We start from the raw sequence: 14564 nt of genomic DNA, 5'->3' as shown, positions 1-14564 counted from the left end.
CACCCGGCCGCCCAACAGCCTATCCTGGAATGGGAGGCCGGGTGGGGGTGCAGCCGAGTCCCGCGCCTTCCGCTGAAGGCTGGTGCGGCTCTCCCTCTCCGACTAAGGCGGGGTCATGACCTCGCCCTTTCCCTTGCCCGAACCCATGCGCCGCGCCTTTGCGCTGGCCCGCGCGGCAGAGGCAGCGGGCGAAGTTCCGATCGGCGCCGTGGTCACGCGCGATGGCGTCATCATCGGCGAGGGCGAGAATCGTAACCGCCGCGACAATGACCCCACTGCCCATGCCGAAATGGTCGCGATTCGCGCCGCAGCCACCCGGATCGGCGATTTCCGCCTGACCGGCTGCGACCTGTGGGTGACGCTGGAGCCGTGCCCGATGTGCGCGGGCGCGATTTCCCACGCGCGCGTCGCCCGGCTCTATTATGCGGTGTCCGACCCCAAGGGTGGCGCGGTCGAACAGGGACCGCGCCTCTTTGCCCAGCCGCAATGCCTGCACCGCCCCGAAATCTATGGCGGGCTGGCCGAGGCGGAGGGATCAGCGCTGCTGCGCGACTTTTTTGCCGCCCGGCGCTGAATAATCAATCTTGTACAGCGTGTAGGGCAGCGTCATCGCCGTCTTGAGCGTCACCGGCTGCAACCAGGCGGGAATCGTGCCGCGCATCAGGTCCGCGTAGAAGCCGCGCGGGCTGCGCGACTGATAGATGGTCCCTTCGGGGAAATTGGGACAGACCAGCAAATAGGTCGCATGATGCTTCGCCGCGATCGGGCGGAAGGCGTCGGCCGGCCCATCATAGGCATGATGCATGTCAAGGATCGTCGCGCCATTGCGATGATAGGGGCCGGCCACCGCGCTATGATGCGTCGTGGCGATGATGCGCGGCCCCAGGTCGACCATGGTGAAGATGGTCGCCGGCGGCAGCTGGTCCAGCACTTCCAGCGCCGGCAGGGTGCGACAGCGGCCATTGGCCTTCTTGATCGCGTCGGTGCGGGCGACGGCGGACGGGCGCCAGGGCTTGGGCTTGGTGCCGGTCGCCTGCTGCCACAGCGCGATCACCTGCGGATAGAGCGGATAGGCAAAGGCAATGGCGCCGACCAGCAGCGCGCCGATCCCCGCCAGGATGCGCACCCGGCGCGATCCGGTGAAGATCGCCGTCACCAGCCGCCATCCGGCCCAGGCGGCAGGCGGGATCGCCAGCAACTGCGCCGCCGGCCCGGCGCGCAGCTGCCAGAAGAGCAGAGCGGTCGAGAAAAGCATCATCAGGCCGATCGTCGCGAAGGCCCAGAGCCGGTCGCTGTCGCGCCGCAGTTCCCATAGCGCCCAGAGCAGGCCAAGAAGGCCCACCGCCGGCAGCGCCATCAGCGGCACGACCAGGCTCTGCGCCTGCGCGGTGATGGGCTTTGCCTCGCGGATATTGGCGAGCCAGAGCTGCTGCAGCTCAGGCGAGATCTGATAGGGGGTCAGGCATTGCGGCCAGTTCAGGAAGAAGAACAGACCCACCGCCCCGCCGACGATCATGCCGGCGATCAGCCGCTGCCACCAGAGCCGCAGCGGCAGGCGGCCGAGCAGCACCATGCCCGCACCGGCCGCGCCGAACACCGCGACCCATATGGGCGAGATGGCGTCGCACACCATGTGGCGATTGTCGTAGCTGGCGAAGAGGACGTAGCAGAGCGAGGTCGCCCCCGCGAGGCTGAGGCCATAGGGCAGCATCCGCCGCCCGGCGCCATCGCGGAACACCCAGCGCAGCGCCACCAGCGCGCCGCCGGCGGCGAGATAGACGATCATCTCCATGCCGATCGCCACCGACAGGGCGCTCGACACGCCGGCCACCACGCCGCCGCGCAACCAGTTGCGATCGATAAGCCCCGCCATCATCGTCAGCGCCAGTGCCAGCTGCCAGCCATGATGGTCGATCCGCATCGGCGCGAACATGCCCAGGCCCATCTGCGCGGCGAGCGGCGCCAGCACCGCGAACAGCCAGGCCCAGCGCGCACCGACCGCGTCGCCCGCCAGCCGGCGTGCGATCGACCCCAGGCTCAGCATCAGCAGGAACAGCGGCAGCAACGGCGCGATCGCGCAGGCAAGTCGGTCGGCCAGATCCTGTTCGACAAAGGCGCGGAAGAACAGCATCAGCCCGGCGAGCGGGATGTCGACCAGCCGCGACCAGTGGATATTGGCACCGCCCGGCGGATCGAGCCGATATTGGCGCAGATCATACCAGCCTTGCCCGGCAAGCCAGTCCTTGACCTGGACGAAGCGGATATTGTCGTCGGTGTCGCTGAGCGTCAGCCAGTGGATGGCGGGCCAGCGGTCGACCAGCATGCCGACCAGGATCGCGATCCAGATCAGGAAGGTCAGCCACTTCCAGTGGCGATCGGCATAGGCGGTGAGGATCGCGAACCAATGGGACGCGCGGGCGCGGAAAGCAGGCCAGCTTTGCAAATTCATGGCCGGTGGATTAGACGCTCCACACCAAAGCGCAACGGGGCTCCATGAAAATCATCGACCGACTGTCGCCGGCCCATCAGGCCCTGTTCTGGCAGATATTGCGCTATGGCATCAGCGGCCTGTTCATCACCGCCTGCCAGGCGGCGATCTACTGGACGCTGGCGGCGCCGGTGGGCCTCCATCCACAGGTCGCCAACGGCATCGGTTATCTCTGCGCGGTGGCCATCGGCTATGTGCTGCACAATGCCTTCACCTTTCGCGGCCATGGCAGCCAGTCGGGCCATGCCGCGCGCGGTTTCCGCTTCGTCGCGGTCTCGCTGATCAGCTATGCGCTCAACGCCCTGTGGGTCTATCTGTGCGTCACCCATATGCGCTGGCCCGAATGGTCGCCGATCCCGGCGATGATCTTCCTCACCCCCGCCGTGGTGTTCGGCCTCAACCGGCAATGGGTGTTCCGCTAAGGGAAATACCCCCCGATCTCAGATCGCCAGCGCCCGGTTCGGCATGGCGCGCAAGCGGCCGACGTCGCGCTGCGGTGGCGCGCCGAACAGGCGGCGATATTCGCGACTGAACTGGGACGGGCTGTCATAGCCGACCTGATAGCCAGCCTCGGCCGCGTCGATCCGCTGTGCCAGCATCATCTGCCGCGCCTGCTGGAGCCGCAGCTGCTTTTGATATTGCAGCGGCGTCATCGCCGTCGCCCGGCGAAAATGATCGTGGAAGCTCGACAGGCTCATGCCGGCAAGATCGGCCAGCACCGGGCCGCTGAACGGTTCGCGATAATGGGCCTTGAGCCAGCGGATCGCGCGCGCGATTTGGCCGGTGCGGCTGTCACCATTCGCAATCGCGCGCAGCAGCCCGCCGCTCGGCCCCATCATCAACCGCAGCAGCAATTCCCGTTCGACCAATGGCGCCAGCAGCGCGGCGCTGTCCGGCTGGCCGAGCAGGCCGGTGAGCCGGCTCGCCGCGTCCAGCAGTTCGGGCGTGATCGGATGGAGCGAGAGCGCCCGCCCCTCCTCCACCGCCGCAGCCGCCGGCAGGGCCAGCGCCATGTCGGACAGCATCGCCGGGTCGAGATAGAGGCAGAAGCAGAGATAGGGGCTGTCCGCATCCGCCTGCGTCACCGTGCCGGTGATCGGCAGGTCGAGCGTGGCGACCAGATAGCTGGCCGGGCCATAGGCTATGACCGCGTCGCCCATCATCACCTGCTTGGCGCCCTGCGCGATGATGCAGAGAGCCGGGCGCTGGAGCATATGCACCGGCTCGCCCGGCTGCGACCAGCGCACCAGCGTCAGCCGCGGGATCAGCGTGTCGACTATGCCGTCCGCGTCCATATGGCGGGCGATCTGCTCGCCCAGATGCTCATGGCTCATGCGCACCCCCTTCCAGGAATTTCAGGCAATCTGAATAGCCCATAAGCCCGCCAATAGCCACTTCCGATCATTAATTCGGAATATCGTACAATCATGGCGCAGGACCATTCTACCGCTCCACGGCCGGACGGGCGCATTCCTGCTCCATCGGATCGGATGTCGATCCGCCCCAAGGATGGAGCTTCAATCATGGCTATCGAGAACAAGGTCATCGCGATCACCGGCGCCAGCAGCGGCATTGGCGAGGGCACGGCGCGGCTGCTGGCGGCGCGCGGGGCGAAGCTGATGCTGGGTGCCCGCCGCACCGACCGGCTGGCCGCGCTTGCCGACGAACTCAATGCTGCCGGCGGCCAGGTCGCTTTCCGCGCGCTCGACGTCACCGACCGCGCCGATGTCGAAGCGTTCATTGCCGCAACCGAAGCCGAATTTGGCCGCATCGACGTGCTGGTCAGCAATGCCGGGCTGATGCCGCTGTCGCGCTTCGACAGCTTGAAGGTCGAGGAATGGGACCGGATGATCGACGTCAACATCCGCGGAGTGCTGCACGGCATCGCCGCCGCCCTGCCCCGCTTCAAGGCCCAGGGCAGCGGCCATTTCGTCAATATCGCGTCGATCGGCGGCTATCGCGTCTGGCCGACCTGCGGCGTCTATTCGGCGACCAAATATGCGGTGCGCGCCATTTCCGACGGGCTGCGGATGGAGCACGATGACATCCGCGTCACCATCGTGTCGCCCGGCGTAGTCGAATCCGAACTGGCCAGCACCATCACCGAAGCGGGCGCCGCCGCCGCAATGGAGGATTTCCGCGCCATCGCCCTGACGCCGGACGCGATCGCCCGCGCCATCGCCTATGCGGTGGAGCAGCCCGACGATGTCGATGTGAATGAATTGATCGTCCGTCCGGTGCGGACGATGGACTGAGGAAGAGACCATTTGAGAAATGGCTGTACCAGCCCGCTCCCCCGCCTAACCACCCGATCCAGTGTCATCCTGTCGGGTGGTTGGGCGGGGGAGCGGGCTGGTACCGTACCGAAAAATCGCTCTTTCGCGATTTTTCCAAACAGACTCCGGGATCGGTTCAGGCCATCGCGCACCAAACGGCCGGCCGCCCCTGCACGGGCGGCCGGCGCCGTTTCGTCAGTGGACGAAACGCGCGACGACGTCGCGGTAGGAACGGCTGACCTTCACCTGGGCGCCGGATTCCAGCACCAGGAAGCATTCGCCGTTGGTATGGGGCTTCACCTGACGCACCTGGCTCAGGTTGACGATGGTCGAGCGATGGACGCGCTGGAAATTGCGCGGGTCGAGCCGCTTTTCCAGATCCTTCATCGTCTCGCGCAGGATCAGCGAATTGTCGGCGGTATAGATGCACATATAGTCGCCCGCCGCGTCGATCCGCTCGATCGAATCCACGTCGACGCGGAAAATCTGCCCGCGATCCTTGATGTTGATGAGCTTTTCGAAGCGGTTCGACGCCGGCGCATCCTCGTCGCCATTGGCAAAGTCGTGCATCGCGTCGGGCGCCACTTCGGCCAGCACCTCGCGCAGCTTTTCCGCTTCCTGCACCTGCTTCTTCTCGGACAGGCGCAGGCGCACCCGGTCGAGCGCATCGGCCAGGCGGCCTTCATCCACCGGCTTCATCAGATAATCGACCGCCTGTGCCTCGAAGGCGCGGATCGCATGGTCGCTATAGGCGGTGACGAAGATGAACAACGGTGGTTCGACCTCCATCATCCCCTGGACGACGGAGAAGCCGTCGAAGCCGGGCATCTGGATATCGAGGAACACAAGGTCGGGTTTATGCGTCTTGATGGCACGGATGGCTTCGCGGCCATTGGTGCAGGTCTCGATGATTTCGACATCCTCATGCGCTTGCAGACGGAGCTTAAGGCCTTGGATAGCCAGGCTTTCGTCGTCGACGAGGATTGTTCTGATGGTCATGCGGCCACTTTCGATGTTTCATCCATGTTAAGCGGAATTTCGATGATGACCGAAAATCCGCTTTGCGTGGAACGCGTTTCGAACCGCTGTCGTTCCCCGAAGGCCTGAATTAACCGGTCCCGGATGTTCGGCAGGCCGACGCCCGTCCCCTCGCTGACCGGAATGTGTGGCTTCATTGCGCCATCGTTCAATCCCGGCCCGCTGTCCGACACGACGATCCGGACATTTTCACCGGCGGGTTGCGCCGAGACCGAGATTTCCGCCCCTTCCTCCTTGGGCGTGACCGCATATTTGATCGCATTTTCCACCAGCGGCTGCAGCAGCAGCGACGGCAGGCGTGCGTGGGCGACCGAAGGATGGACGTCGAAGGACGGACGCAGCCGGTCCTCGAAGCGCATCTTCTCGATCTCCAGATAGAGTTTCAGCGTCTCGATCTCCTGCTCGATCGTCACATGCGCGGTCGGCTCGTTGATCAGCGTATAGCGCAGGAAGGAGGACAGCCGCGACAGCATCGCATTGGCGCGCGTGGTTTCCTTGAGCAGCACCAGGGTCGAGATGGAATTGAGCGTGTTGAACAGGAAATGCGGATTGAGCTGATAGCGCAGCATGGCGAGTTGCGCGCTCGACGCCTGATTCTCCAGATGCAGCAGCTGGTCCGCCTGTTCCTCCACCGTCAGGTAGAAGTTGATCGCATAATAGAGCGCCGACCAGGCGCCCAGCAGCGTCATCGACAGATAGAAGGCGCCCAGGAACAGCTGCAACCCGGCGGTTTCGCTGCCCTTGTTCTGGGTCGAAAAGACCCAGGCATCGATGAAGGCGACCATCGCGGCGGCGGCGACCACGGTAACGATCGACGCGCCCCAGGTCAGGATCGGCCGCTGTTTCTGCAGAAAACGGAAAGCGACCGCGATCAGCAAGGTCGCCGAATAGCCGGTGACGGTGGAGATCAGCACCGGGATCAGGCTGGACAGCGGCTGACCATTGGCGATGGTGGACGACCCGCGCAGTAGGAAGGCCCCGGCCCAGCCAAGCGACTGGAGGTTCCAGAAAGCGCGATTCTTGTCCGCGAAAAAGGGTTTGGGCTGCAGGGGATGGACTGACATTACCGACAGCCTAGGCGATTTCAGCGCCATGGTGAAGCCGCCCCGTCGTCCGGTATCAGGCCGCCGCAGCCGGCTCTTGCGCCATCGGGGTCACTTCGTCGCGGCACAGCCAGACCAGATCGCTCAGGTCCAGCGTGCGGCCGTCATGCGCCTGGATCGCGATCGCGCGGATCGGCAGGCCATCGCGCTTGTCCGCCAGCACCTGGCAGAAGGGCGGAGCGCTGCCCCATTTCTCGCCCCACTGGCGCAGTGCGATCATCGCGGGGGCCAGTTCCTGGCCCTTTTCGGTCAGCCGATATTCGACCTTGCGCCGGTCGCACTGCATCGGCTGGCGCAGCATGATGCCATTTTCGACGAGCCGCGCGAGGCGGTTGGCCAGGATATTGCGGGCGATGCCCAGCGTCGACTGGAACTCCTCGAAATGGCGAATGCCCGACAGGGCGCCCCGCAGGATCAGGAAGGACCAGCGCTCACCCATCGCCTCCAGCGCGGCGGGAAGGGCGCATTGTTCCAGGTCCTGGGCAAGATTATGTTTCATGATGTCGATCTAATAGCGCAAAGCGGCGACCGTTGCAAAAGTTGCACAAAGGCAACCCAAATCACACAGATCGGGATTTTTTTGTTGCGCTGCAAGGCGCTTCCCACACAATCGGGAAACGATGCTACGTCAATATGAACTTGTCGAACGGGTAAAGCGCTACGATCCGGATGCGGATGAAGCGATGATCAACCGCGCTTATGTCTTCTCCGTCCAGAAGCATGGCAGCCAGAAGCGTGCCAGCGGCGACCCCTATTTCAGCCATCCGATCGAGGTCGCGGGTATCCTGACCGACTTCTATCTGGACGACCAGACGATCGTGACAGCGCTGCTGCACGACACGATCGAGGATACGCTGGTCACCTATGACGAGATCGAGGAGGCGTTCGGCAAGGATGTCGCCCGCATGGTCGACGGCGTGACCAAGCTTTCCAAGATCGAGGCCATGTCCGAAAATGAGCGGGCGGCCGAGAATTTGCGCAAGTTCCTGCTCGCCATGTCGGACGATATCCGCGTGCTGCTGGTGAAGCTGGCCGACCGGCTGCACAATATGCGCACGCTGCACTTCATCAAGAATGAGCAGAAGCGCCGCCGCATCGCCAAGGAGACGATGGACATCTATGCCCCGCTGGCGGAGCGGATCGGCATGTATGACTTCATGCGCGAGATGCAGCTTCTCTCGTTCCGCGTGCTGGAACCCGAAGCCTATGACAGCATCACCAAGCGGCTGGAGCAACTGAAGGAAGGCGGCCATGACAAGGTCGACCGGATCGGCGCGGAGCTGCAATTGCTGTTGGGCGGCCATAATCTGTCCGTCACCGTGTCGGGCCGCGAAAAACATCCCTATTCCATCTGGAAGAAGATGCAGGAACGGCACATCAGCTTTGAACAGCTGACCGACGTCATGGCCTTCCGTGTCATCACGGAAACGACCGAGGATTGCTATCGCGCGCTCGGCGTCATCCACCAGACCTTCAAGATGGTGCCGGGCCGGTTCAAGGATTATATCTCCACCCCCAAGCGCAACGGCTATCGCTCGCTGCACACCACGGTCATCCATCAGGAAAATGCCCGTATCGAGGTGCAGATCCGCAGCCGCGACATGCATAATGACGCCGAACTCGGCCTTGCGGCGCACTGGGCCTACAAGCAGAAGGGCGACGCCACCGACCAGAATGCGGCCTGGCTGCGCGACCTGGTCGAAATCCTGGAACAGAGCCAGGATGCCGACGAGCTGCTCGAACATACCCGCATGGCGATGTATCAGGATCGCATCTTCGCCTTCTCGCCCAAGGGCGAGCTGCACCAGTTGCCCAAGGGATCGACCCCGGTCGACTTCGCCTATGCCGTCCACACATCGCTCGGCAACCAGACGGTCGGGGCGAAGGTGAATGGCCGGGTGGTGCCGCTGCGCACCTCCCTTGAAAATGGCGATCAGGTCGAAATCCTGAAATCCGCCGGCCAGGAACCCCAGCCCGGCTGGCTCAGCTTCGCCATCACCGGCAAGGCGCGCGCCGCCATCCGCCGCTTCATCCGCCAGAAGCAGCGCGGCGAGGAAGTGGCGCTGGGCGAAAAACTCTATGAGGAGATCATCGGTCGCTTCTCGCCCGAACTGGCGAGCGAGCTGGGCGACAAGGCGCTCAATGCCGCGCTCAAGCGGCTGAAACTGGAGGATCGTGCTTCGCTGATGGTGGCGATCGCCACGCATCGGTTGCTCGATTCCGAAGTGATGGAGGCGCTGATCCCCGGCTCCACCAGCGGCCAGGAACTGGAAGAAGCCCATCCGCGCCAGCATGCCCCGGTCTCGATCCGCGGCCTGACGCCGGGCATCGCCTACAAGCTGAGCGAATGCTGCCACCCGGTGCCGGGCGACCGCATCGTCGGCATCCGCCGCACCGGCGAGCCGATCGAGGTCCACACCATCGACTGCCGCACGCTGGAGGCGGGCCAGGACGATGACTGGGTCGACCTGAGCTGGGACAGCAAGTCCAAGGGCGGCACCGCCCGGCTGCAGGTCATCGTCAAGAACCAGCCCGGCGCCCTCGCCGCGGTCGCCAATGTGTTCGGCGCGACCAAGGCGAACATCCTCAACCTGCAACTGGTCAATCGCGAAGGCCCCTTCCACACCGACATCATCGACCTGGAAGTGGCCGACGCCCAGCATCTGAGCCGCATCGTCTCGGCGCTGCGCGCCCTCGACACGGTGGTGCAGGCGGACCGGGTCTAGGACAGAAGCAGCGGTGGGGGACGGCGTCCTCCACCGCCAACCGCCGCATTATGCCGGGATCGATACGCTACAATATGTAGCATTGGCGAAATTCACACCAAAAGCTCTCGGCCAATTCCCGCTCATGCGACAAAATCCGCTGCTCGCGGCTCATGGCAAAATAGCTGGCCGGAACTTGCTCCGCCGACCAATTGCGTTCGGACAGCCGCTCTGCCGCGGCACGCAATTCAGTGGGGCAGGCATATCCCAGCGCATTGACCTCACGATCATCGAGCGGACGCCAATTCTTCACCTTGCGAACGACCGGTGCCATGCAATCATGCCAGGCAATTATAGCGACAAGCGATGCCCGCTCATCCGGCGGCATATCTGTCAAATCCTCGGGCTCGGCATAGCCAGCGCTGCCCAACATCGTGCAGCAGAATGCGCTAAGCGCCACATTCACCCAAATATGCATAGCATCATCATGCTATCGCCCGCCCTACGAGGACACAATGCCGTTGCGCGATCGCAACCGTTCCTCGCCAGATTCCGCGTGACAGCATGGCTCAAAATCTGTAAGGGCGCCCCAGCAGACCCGTGGCTCATGCCATTGGTCTTCCGTCCGAGACAGTTGGTGAAGGGAATTTGCCCTTCTTAATCTCCAGCCTAGACGGGGAAAAGTTCTTTACCGGACGGGCCATGCGCCCGATTCGGGTCTGCCTGATTTCCCTTTCGAGGATATGGGCCAGTCGATCTCTCCCCTTCGGACTTAACTGCCCCATGGCTTGCCATGGGTTTTAGCCGTTCGCGTAGCGCAAGCGACGCGAACATGAAGTGGAGAATGGCATGGATCGTAATCAGAAATCTGAGATCGTCTCCGCGCTGAACGCTCAGCTGGCAGAAGTTGGTGTGGTCGTCGTGACCCGCAACCTCGGCATGACCGTCGCCCAGTCGACCGTCCTGCGCCAGAAGATGCGCGACGCCGGTGCGTCCTACAAGGTTACGAAGAACCGCCTCGTCAAGATCGCCCTCGAAGGCACCGACTATACCGGCATCAGCGACCTGCTGGCCGGCCCCGTCGGCCTCGCCTCCTCGGTCGATCCGGTTGCAGCCGCCAAGGTTGCAGTCGATTTCGCGAAGACCAACGACAAGCTTGAGATCGTTGGCGGCGCGATGGGCGAAGTGCTGCTCGATGCGGAGGGCGTCAAGGCCCTGGCATCGATGCCGTCGCTGGATGAACTGCGTGCGAAGCTGGTCGGCCTTCTGGTCGCCCCGGCTACCAAGCTCGCAACCGTCACCCAGGCACCGGCTGCGCAGCTTGCGCGCGTCTTCAACGCCTATGCGGAGAAGGAAGCGGCCTGAGCCGCCCCTCATCCTCATTAACTTTTGAACCTCATTTGTTCGGGGCAATCGCCCCTTGGAAGGAATTGAAAAATGGCAGACATCAACGCTCTGGTCGATCAGCTCTCGGCCCTCACCGTCCTCGAAGCCGCTGAGCTGTCGAAGGCTCTGGAAGAAAAGTGGGGCGTTTCGGCCGCCGCTGCTGTCGCTGTGGCCGCTCCGGCTGCTGGCGGCGCCGCTCCGGCTGCTGAAGAGCAGACCGAATTCGACGTGATCCTGACCGGCGACGGTGGCAAGAAGATCAACGTCATCAAGGAAGTCCGCGCCATCACCGGCCTGGGCCTGACCGAAGCCAAGGCTCTGGTCGAAGGCGCCCCGAAGGCTGTCAAGGAAGGCGCCAGCAAGGACGAAGCCGAAAAGCTGAAGAAGCAGCTGGAAGAAGCCGGCGCGACCGTCGAGCTGAAGTAAGCTGTTGCGGCCTTGCTTCGGCAAGGCCCGGCTTTCCGGTTGCAACCGGAGAAATTTGGGGTGGTGCCTTCGGGTGCCGCCCCTTTTTCTTTGTCCGATCAAGCTGATTGATTTCCGCGCCATATTTGCCTCTATTCCCGCCCACAGAATGGAATGGAGGATGCAGGCGATGCGGCGGACCACTATCATCGGGCTGGGCGCCCTGTTGCTCGGCACCAGCGCCCTTGGCACAGCCCCGCTCGCCGCCCGTTCCCCCACGCCCCAGCCGCAGATGGCCCAGACCGAAGCGGGAATCGTCCATGGCGCGCTCGACGCCGGGGTGGAAAGCTGGAAGGGCATTCCCTTCGCTGCGCCGCCGGTCGGCGACCTGCGCTGGCGCATGCCCCAGCCCGTGGCCCGCTGGCAGGGCGTGCGCGAAGCCACCGCCTATCGCAACGACTGCATGCAGCTGCCATTCCCCAGCGATGCGGCCCCGCTCGGCACCCCGCCGGCGGAGGATTGCCTCTACGCCAATGTCTGGAAGCCCGCCGGCGCCACCGCCAAGCTGCCGGTCCTGTTCTGGATCTATGGCGGCGGCTTCGTGAATGGTGGCTCCTCCCCGCCGACCTATGCGGGCGCGGCGCTGGCGAAGCAGGGGCTGATGGTGGTCAGCTTCAACTATCGGCTCGGCCGCTTCGGCACCTTCGCCCACCCCGCCCTTGCCGCCGCGAACGAGGACAAGGGCCTCGCCGGCAATTACGGCCTGATGGACCAGGTCGCGGCGCTGCAATGGGTGAAGCGCAACATCGCCCGTTTCGGCGGCGATCCCGCCAACATCACCATCATCGGCGAAAGCGCGGGCGGTATGTCGGTCCATGCCCTGCTGACCTCGCCTTTGTCACAGGGCCTGTTCCAGCGCGCGGTCATCATGTCGGGCGGCGATGGCCAGATGATGGGGCCAAAGGATGGCAGCGCCGCGACGATCGGCGAAGCCTTTGCCGCGACCAGGGGGATCAAGGGCAGCGACGCCGCCGCGCTCAAGGCGCTGCGCGCCCTCCCCGCCGACCAGGTGATTGACGGCCTCAACCTGGAGGGCATGTTCAAGGGCCAGCTTGGCCCCTACAGCCCGCCCTTCCCCGACGGCAGGATCGCGGTCAATCCCGCCGCCGCCTATGCTGCCGGCAATTTCGCCCATGTACCGGTGATGGTCGGCGCGACCGGCGCCGACATTGGTGGCCCCACGGGCTTCATGGTCGGCGGTGCCCGCACCGTCGCCGCCACGCTCGCGGCGGCGAAGCTGCCGGTCTACGCCTATCGCTTCGACTATGTCGCCACTTCGGTGGGCGAGCCCGGTGCGGGCCATGCCACCGACATCCCCTATTTCTTCGATACCCAGGCGATCAAATATGGCGCCGCGACCACGCCACGCGACAATTCAATGGGTCGCACCATCAGCGCCTATATCGTCAATTTCGCGCGCAGCGGCGATCCGAACGGCACCGGCCTTGCCGCCTGGCCGCGCTATGACGCGAGCGAGGATCGGATCATGTTGTTCAACCCCGACGGCAAGGCCGCAGCGCAGAAGGATCCGCTACCGCCGGTCACGCCCTGACAGGGGCATGCCCGGTCAGTAGTTCCACTGCACCTGGGTGCGGATCAGATTGCCTTCCGCCCGGCCGGTGCGCCGTTCGTCGGCTTCGGCGCGCTTCATCCGGGCATAGGCGAAGGTGAATTCCAGCGCCTTCCACGGCTGCCATTCCACACCCAGTTCGAATTCGTCGGTTTCCAGCCGCGGCGCGTTGGTGCCGGCCTTCCATCCGCCGCGATAATGCTGCCAGCGGGCATAGGGCATCAGCGCGCCGATCGTCTCGGTCGGCAGGCGATACATCATCTGGACATAGCCGCCGCTCAGATTCTTGGTCTCGATCGACTGGCTGTCCAGGTCATATTCCGGCCCCTTGCCCCAATTCCATTCGGCCTGGATGCCGAAGGGCTGGGGATAGAGAATGGCGTGCAGGCCGACACGATCATCGTCATAGGCAATCGTGCTGACGCCGCCGCTGCGCAGTTCGGGCTGCACATCGTTCATCATTGCCGATCCGCCGATTTCCAGCACCTGGCCCTCAAAGGCATCGCCCAGCCCATCCAGCTCGAACGGCCAGGTCGCGAACGCCACCTTCATCAGCCCGCGATTCTGCTCGGTCCGGTTGGTGCCCTGCCCGTTGAAGACGCCAAGGCCAAAGGCGCCATAATTGCCGAACAGCTTCTGCCCGTCATGCCCCAGCCGGTCCCAGATCTGCTGCACCGATGTCGGCGTATAATAGCCGACAATGCCCAGGTCGCGCTCGCTCGGCACCGCGCTGTTGATCGCGTCGCTGCGGTCGAGCGTCAGCCGGTTGGACGAGGACTGCATATTCTCCCAGCCGAACGGCACTTTCGACTGACCTAAGCGCACACGCCAATTCTTGTCCTTGTCGAGGTAGACATCGGCATAGGCATCGCGCAGCTGGACGAAGCCCTCGCGCCGCTCGCTGCCCGCCTGGTTGTTCACCGCCGACGCGAAATCGGATTGGAGATAGAGCGACACCCGATCGGACACATCGCCCTGCAGCACCAGCCGCGCCCGGCGCAGCGAAAAACCGCCGCGATCCGAGATCGAACTGTCATGGGGCGAACGGAGCCGGGACTCGCCGGTCGGCGCCGTGTCGTCGCCCGACAAGAAGGCGTTGTAGCGCATCTGGGTATAGCCGCGCAGCGACAGCTTCTCATACCAGGCCTTGGACTTGGGCGCCTCGGCCGACACCGGGACGGCCGCCGGCGCGGCCGGCGCAGCGGCCAGAGCGACGGGCGCAGCAGGCGGCGAAGCGGCGTCCACTGCGGGCACCGGCGCGGCCGCCACCGGCTGCGTGCCCTTGTTGGCGGCCAGTGCGGCGGTCAGCGCCTGCACCTGCGCCTTGAGTTCGTCGATCTGGCGCTGCAAGGCCGCATTATCCTGCGCCTGTGCCGGCGTGGAGATCATCAGCGTCGCCAGCGCGGTGCCGGCGGCCAGTCGCAATCGGAGCGTCATTCCTGTCCATTCCCCTGTTTCGGGGACGCCAGTATGAATCTTATGTTACATCGCAGCGTCTTTCAGATGTCGCTTTTGTGACATCGGCAAAAGCGC

The 14564-nt window shown here is 64.3% G+C and carries 14 protein-coding genes; 7 read left to right on the top strand and 7 right to left on the bottom strand.

The window, feature by feature from the left end; translation table 11 throughout:
- The first annotated feature begins 115 nt into the window (after positions 1 to 115).
- Positions 116 to 574, top strand: coding sequence for a nucleoside deaminase (locus tag A0U87_RS14945; protein ID WP_048938364.1), 459 nt, complete (start codon positions 116 to 118; stop codon positions 572 to 574).
- Here the strand turns inward: A0U87_RS14945 and A0U87_RS14940 are convergent.
- Positions 536 to 2449 (bottom strand): hypothetical protein, encoded by a 1914-nt coding sequence (locus A0U87_RS14940; RefSeq protein WP_048938365.1) that lies wholly within the window; start codon positions 2447 to 2449, stop codon positions 536 to 538. The genes A0U87_RS14945 and A0U87_RS14940 overlap by 39 nt on opposite strands.
- Before the next feature lie 44 nt (positions 2450 to 2493).
- Between A0U87_RS14940 and A0U87_RS14935 the strand changes: the two genes are divergently transcribed.
- The gene (locus A0U87_RS14935; protein WP_048938366.1) at positions 2494 to 2910 is read left to right on the top strand and encodes a GtrA family protein; all 417 of its coding nucleotides are present in this window, start codon (positions 2494 to 2496) and stop codon (positions 2908 to 2910) included.
- 18 nt (positions 2911 to 2928) lie between these two features.
- Here A0U87_RS14935 and A0U87_RS14930 read toward each other — a convergent pair whose 3' ends face one another.
- On the bottom strand, positions 2929 to 3822 hold the full coding sequence (locus A0U87_RS14930) for an AraC family transcriptional regulator (protein WP_048938367.1): 894 nt from the start codon (positions 3820 to 3822) through the stop codon (positions 2929 to 2931).
- A gap of 189 nt (positions 3823 to 4011) precedes the next feature.
- Here A0U87_RS14930 and A0U87_RS14925 point away from each other — a divergent pair, with 189 nt between their 5' ends.
- Positions 4012 to 4743 (top strand): SDR family oxidoreductase, encoded by a 732-nt coding sequence (locus tag A0U87_RS14925; protein WP_048938405.1) that lies wholly within the window; start codon positions 4012 to 4014, stop codon positions 4741 to 4743.
- 216 nt (positions 4744 to 4959) lie between these two features.
- Here A0U87_RS14925 and A0U87_RS14920 read toward each other — a convergent pair whose 3' ends face one another.
- From A0U87_RS14920 to A0U87_RS14910, 3 genes are read right to left on the bottom strand one after another with little or no spacing between them, the layout of a single operon-like run.
- The gene (locus A0U87_RS14920) at positions 4960 to 5763 is read right to left on the bottom strand and encodes a LytTR family DNA-binding domain-containing protein (RefSeq protein WP_004210477.1); all 804 of its coding nucleotides are present in this window, start codon (positions 5761 to 5763) and stop codon (positions 4960 to 4962) included.
- Positions 5760 to 6866: a histidine kinase gene (locus A0U87_RS14915; protein WP_010336741.1), complete on the bottom strand. Its 1107-nt coding sequence runs from the start codon at positions 6864 to 6866 to the stop codon at positions 5760 to 5762. Before A0U87_RS14915 ends, A0U87_RS14920 begins: the two co-directional genes overlap by 4 nt.
- 55 nt (positions 6867 to 6921) lie before the next feature.
- Positions 6922 to 7404, bottom strand: a complete 483-nt coding sequence (locus tag A0U87_RS14910; RefSeq protein WP_010336740.1) for a helix-turn-helix domain-containing protein — start codon at positions 7402 to 7404, stop codon at positions 6922 to 6924.
- A gap of 121 nt (positions 7405 to 7525) precedes the next feature.
- Here A0U87_RS14910 and A0U87_RS14905 point away from each other — a divergent pair, with 121 nt between their 5' ends.
- Entirely contained in the window at positions 7526 to 9631 is a 2106-nt protein-coding gene (locus tag A0U87_RS14905; RefSeq protein ID WP_004210474.1) for a bifunctional (p)ppGpp synthetase/guanosine-3',5'-bis(diphosphate) 3'-pyrophosphohydrolase, read from the top strand.
- A 67-nt stretch (positions 9632 to 9698) separates the two neighbouring features.
- Here the strand turns inward: A0U87_RS14905 and A0U87_RS14900 are convergent, their stop codons facing one another.
- Entirely contained in the window at positions 9699 to 10088 is a 390-nt protein-coding gene (locus A0U87_RS14900; protein ID WP_048938368.1) for a hypothetical protein, read from the bottom strand.
- A 371-nt stretch (positions 10089 to 10459) separates the two neighbouring features.
- On the opposite strand from A0U87_RS14900, the gene rplJ reads away from it, so the two are divergent.
- The 3 genes from rplJ to A0U87_RS14885 all read left to right on the top strand — a co-directional run bounded on the left by rplJ (position 10460) and on the right by A0U87_RS14885 (position 13013).
- Positions 10460 to 10975 (top strand): 50S ribosomal protein L10, encoded by a 516-nt coding sequence (gene rplJ, locus A0U87_RS14895; protein WP_048938369.1) that lies wholly within the window; start codon positions 10460 to 10462, stop codon positions 10973 to 10975.
- 72 nt (positions 10976 to 11047) lie between these two features.
- Positions 11048 to 11422, top strand: coding sequence for a 50S ribosomal protein L7/L12 (rplL, locus tag A0U87_RS14890; RefSeq protein WP_004210471.1), 375 nt, complete (start codon positions 11048 to 11050; stop codon positions 11420 to 11422).
- Between the two features lie 169 nt (positions 11423 to 11591).
- On the top strand, positions 11592 to 13013 hold the full coding sequence (locus A0U87_RS14885) for a carboxylesterase family protein (RefSeq protein ID WP_137405660.1): 1422 nt from the start codon (positions 11592 to 11594) through the stop codon (positions 13011 to 13013).
- Positions 13014 to 13028: 15 nt separating this feature from the next.
- Here the strand turns inward: A0U87_RS14885 and A0U87_RS14880 are convergent, their stop codons facing one another.
- Positions 13029 to 14468, bottom strand: coding sequence for a porin (locus A0U87_RS14880; RefSeq protein WP_048938370.1), 1440 nt, complete (start codon positions 14466 to 14468; stop codon positions 13029 to 13031).
- Between the last annotated feature and the right edge of the window lie 96 nt (positions 14469 to 14564).

The sequence above is a fragment of the Sphingobium sp. MP9-4 genome, from assembly GCF_005281675.1.
Taxonomy (GTDB): domain Bacteria; phylum Pseudomonadota; class Alphaproteobacteria; order Sphingomonadales; family Sphingomonadaceae; genus Sphingobium; species Sphingobium yanoikuyae.
The sequence above is the reverse complement of the archived record's forward strand: the minus strand, read 5'-3'. Positions and strand labels throughout refer to the sequence as shown.

Bases quoted from the DNA above. Each gene is read 5' to 3' on its own strand.
- A0U87_RS14935 (WP_048938366.1), top strand. From the start codon at position 2,494: ATGAAAATCATCGACCGACTGTCGCCGGCCCATCAGGCCCTGTTCTGG.
- A0U87_RS14880 (WP_048938370.1), bottom strand. From the start codon at position 14,468: ATGACGCTCCGATTGCGACTGGCCGCCGGCACCGCGCTGGCGACGCTG.
- A0U87_RS14920 (WP_004210477.1), bottom strand. From the start codon at position 5,763: ATGACCATCAGAACAATCCTCGTCGACGACGAAAGCCTGGCTATCCAA.
- A0U87_RS14945 (WP_048938364.1), top strand. From the start codon at position 116: ATGACCTCGCCCTTTCCCTTGCCCGAACCCATGCGCCGCGCCTTTGCG.
- rplL (WP_004210471.1), top strand. From the start codon at position 11,048: ATGGCAGACATCAACGCTCTGGTCGATCAGCTCTCGGCCCTCACCGTC.
- A0U87_RS14910 (WP_010336740.1), bottom strand. From the start codon at position 7,404: ATGAAACATAATCTTGCCCAGGACCTGGAACAATGCGCCCTTCCCGCC.
- A0U87_RS14900 (WP_048938368.1), bottom strand. From the start codon at position 10,088: ATGCATATTTGGGTGAATGTGGCGCTTAGCGCATTCTGCTGCACGATG.
- A0U87_RS14925 (WP_048938405.1), top strand. From the start codon at position 4,012: ATGGCTATCGAGAACAAGGTCATCGCGATCACCGGCGCCAGCAGCGGC.
- A0U87_RS14915 (WP_010336741.1), bottom strand. From the start codon at position 6,866: ATGTCAGTCCATCCCCTGCAGCCCAAACCCTTTTTCGCGGACAAGAAT.
- A0U87_RS14940 (WP_048938365.1), bottom strand. From the start codon at position 2,449: ATGAATTTGCAAAGCTGGCCTGCTTTCCGCGCCCGCGCGTCCCATTGG.
- A0U87_RS14885 (WP_137405660.1), top strand. From the start codon at position 11,592: ATGCGGCGGACCACTATCATCGGGCTGGGCGCCCTGTTGCTCGGCACC.
- A0U87_RS14905 (WP_004210474.1), top strand. From the start codon at position 7,526: ATGCTACGTCAATATGAACTTGTCGAACGGGTAAAGCGCTACGATCCG.
- rplJ (WP_048938369.1), top strand. From the start codon at position 10,460: ATGGATCGTAATCAGAAATCTGAGATCGTCTCCGCGCTGAACGCTCAG.
- A0U87_RS14930 (WP_048938367.1), bottom strand. From the start codon at position 3,822: ATGAGCCATGAGCATCTGGGCGAGCAGATCGCCCGCCATATGGACGCG.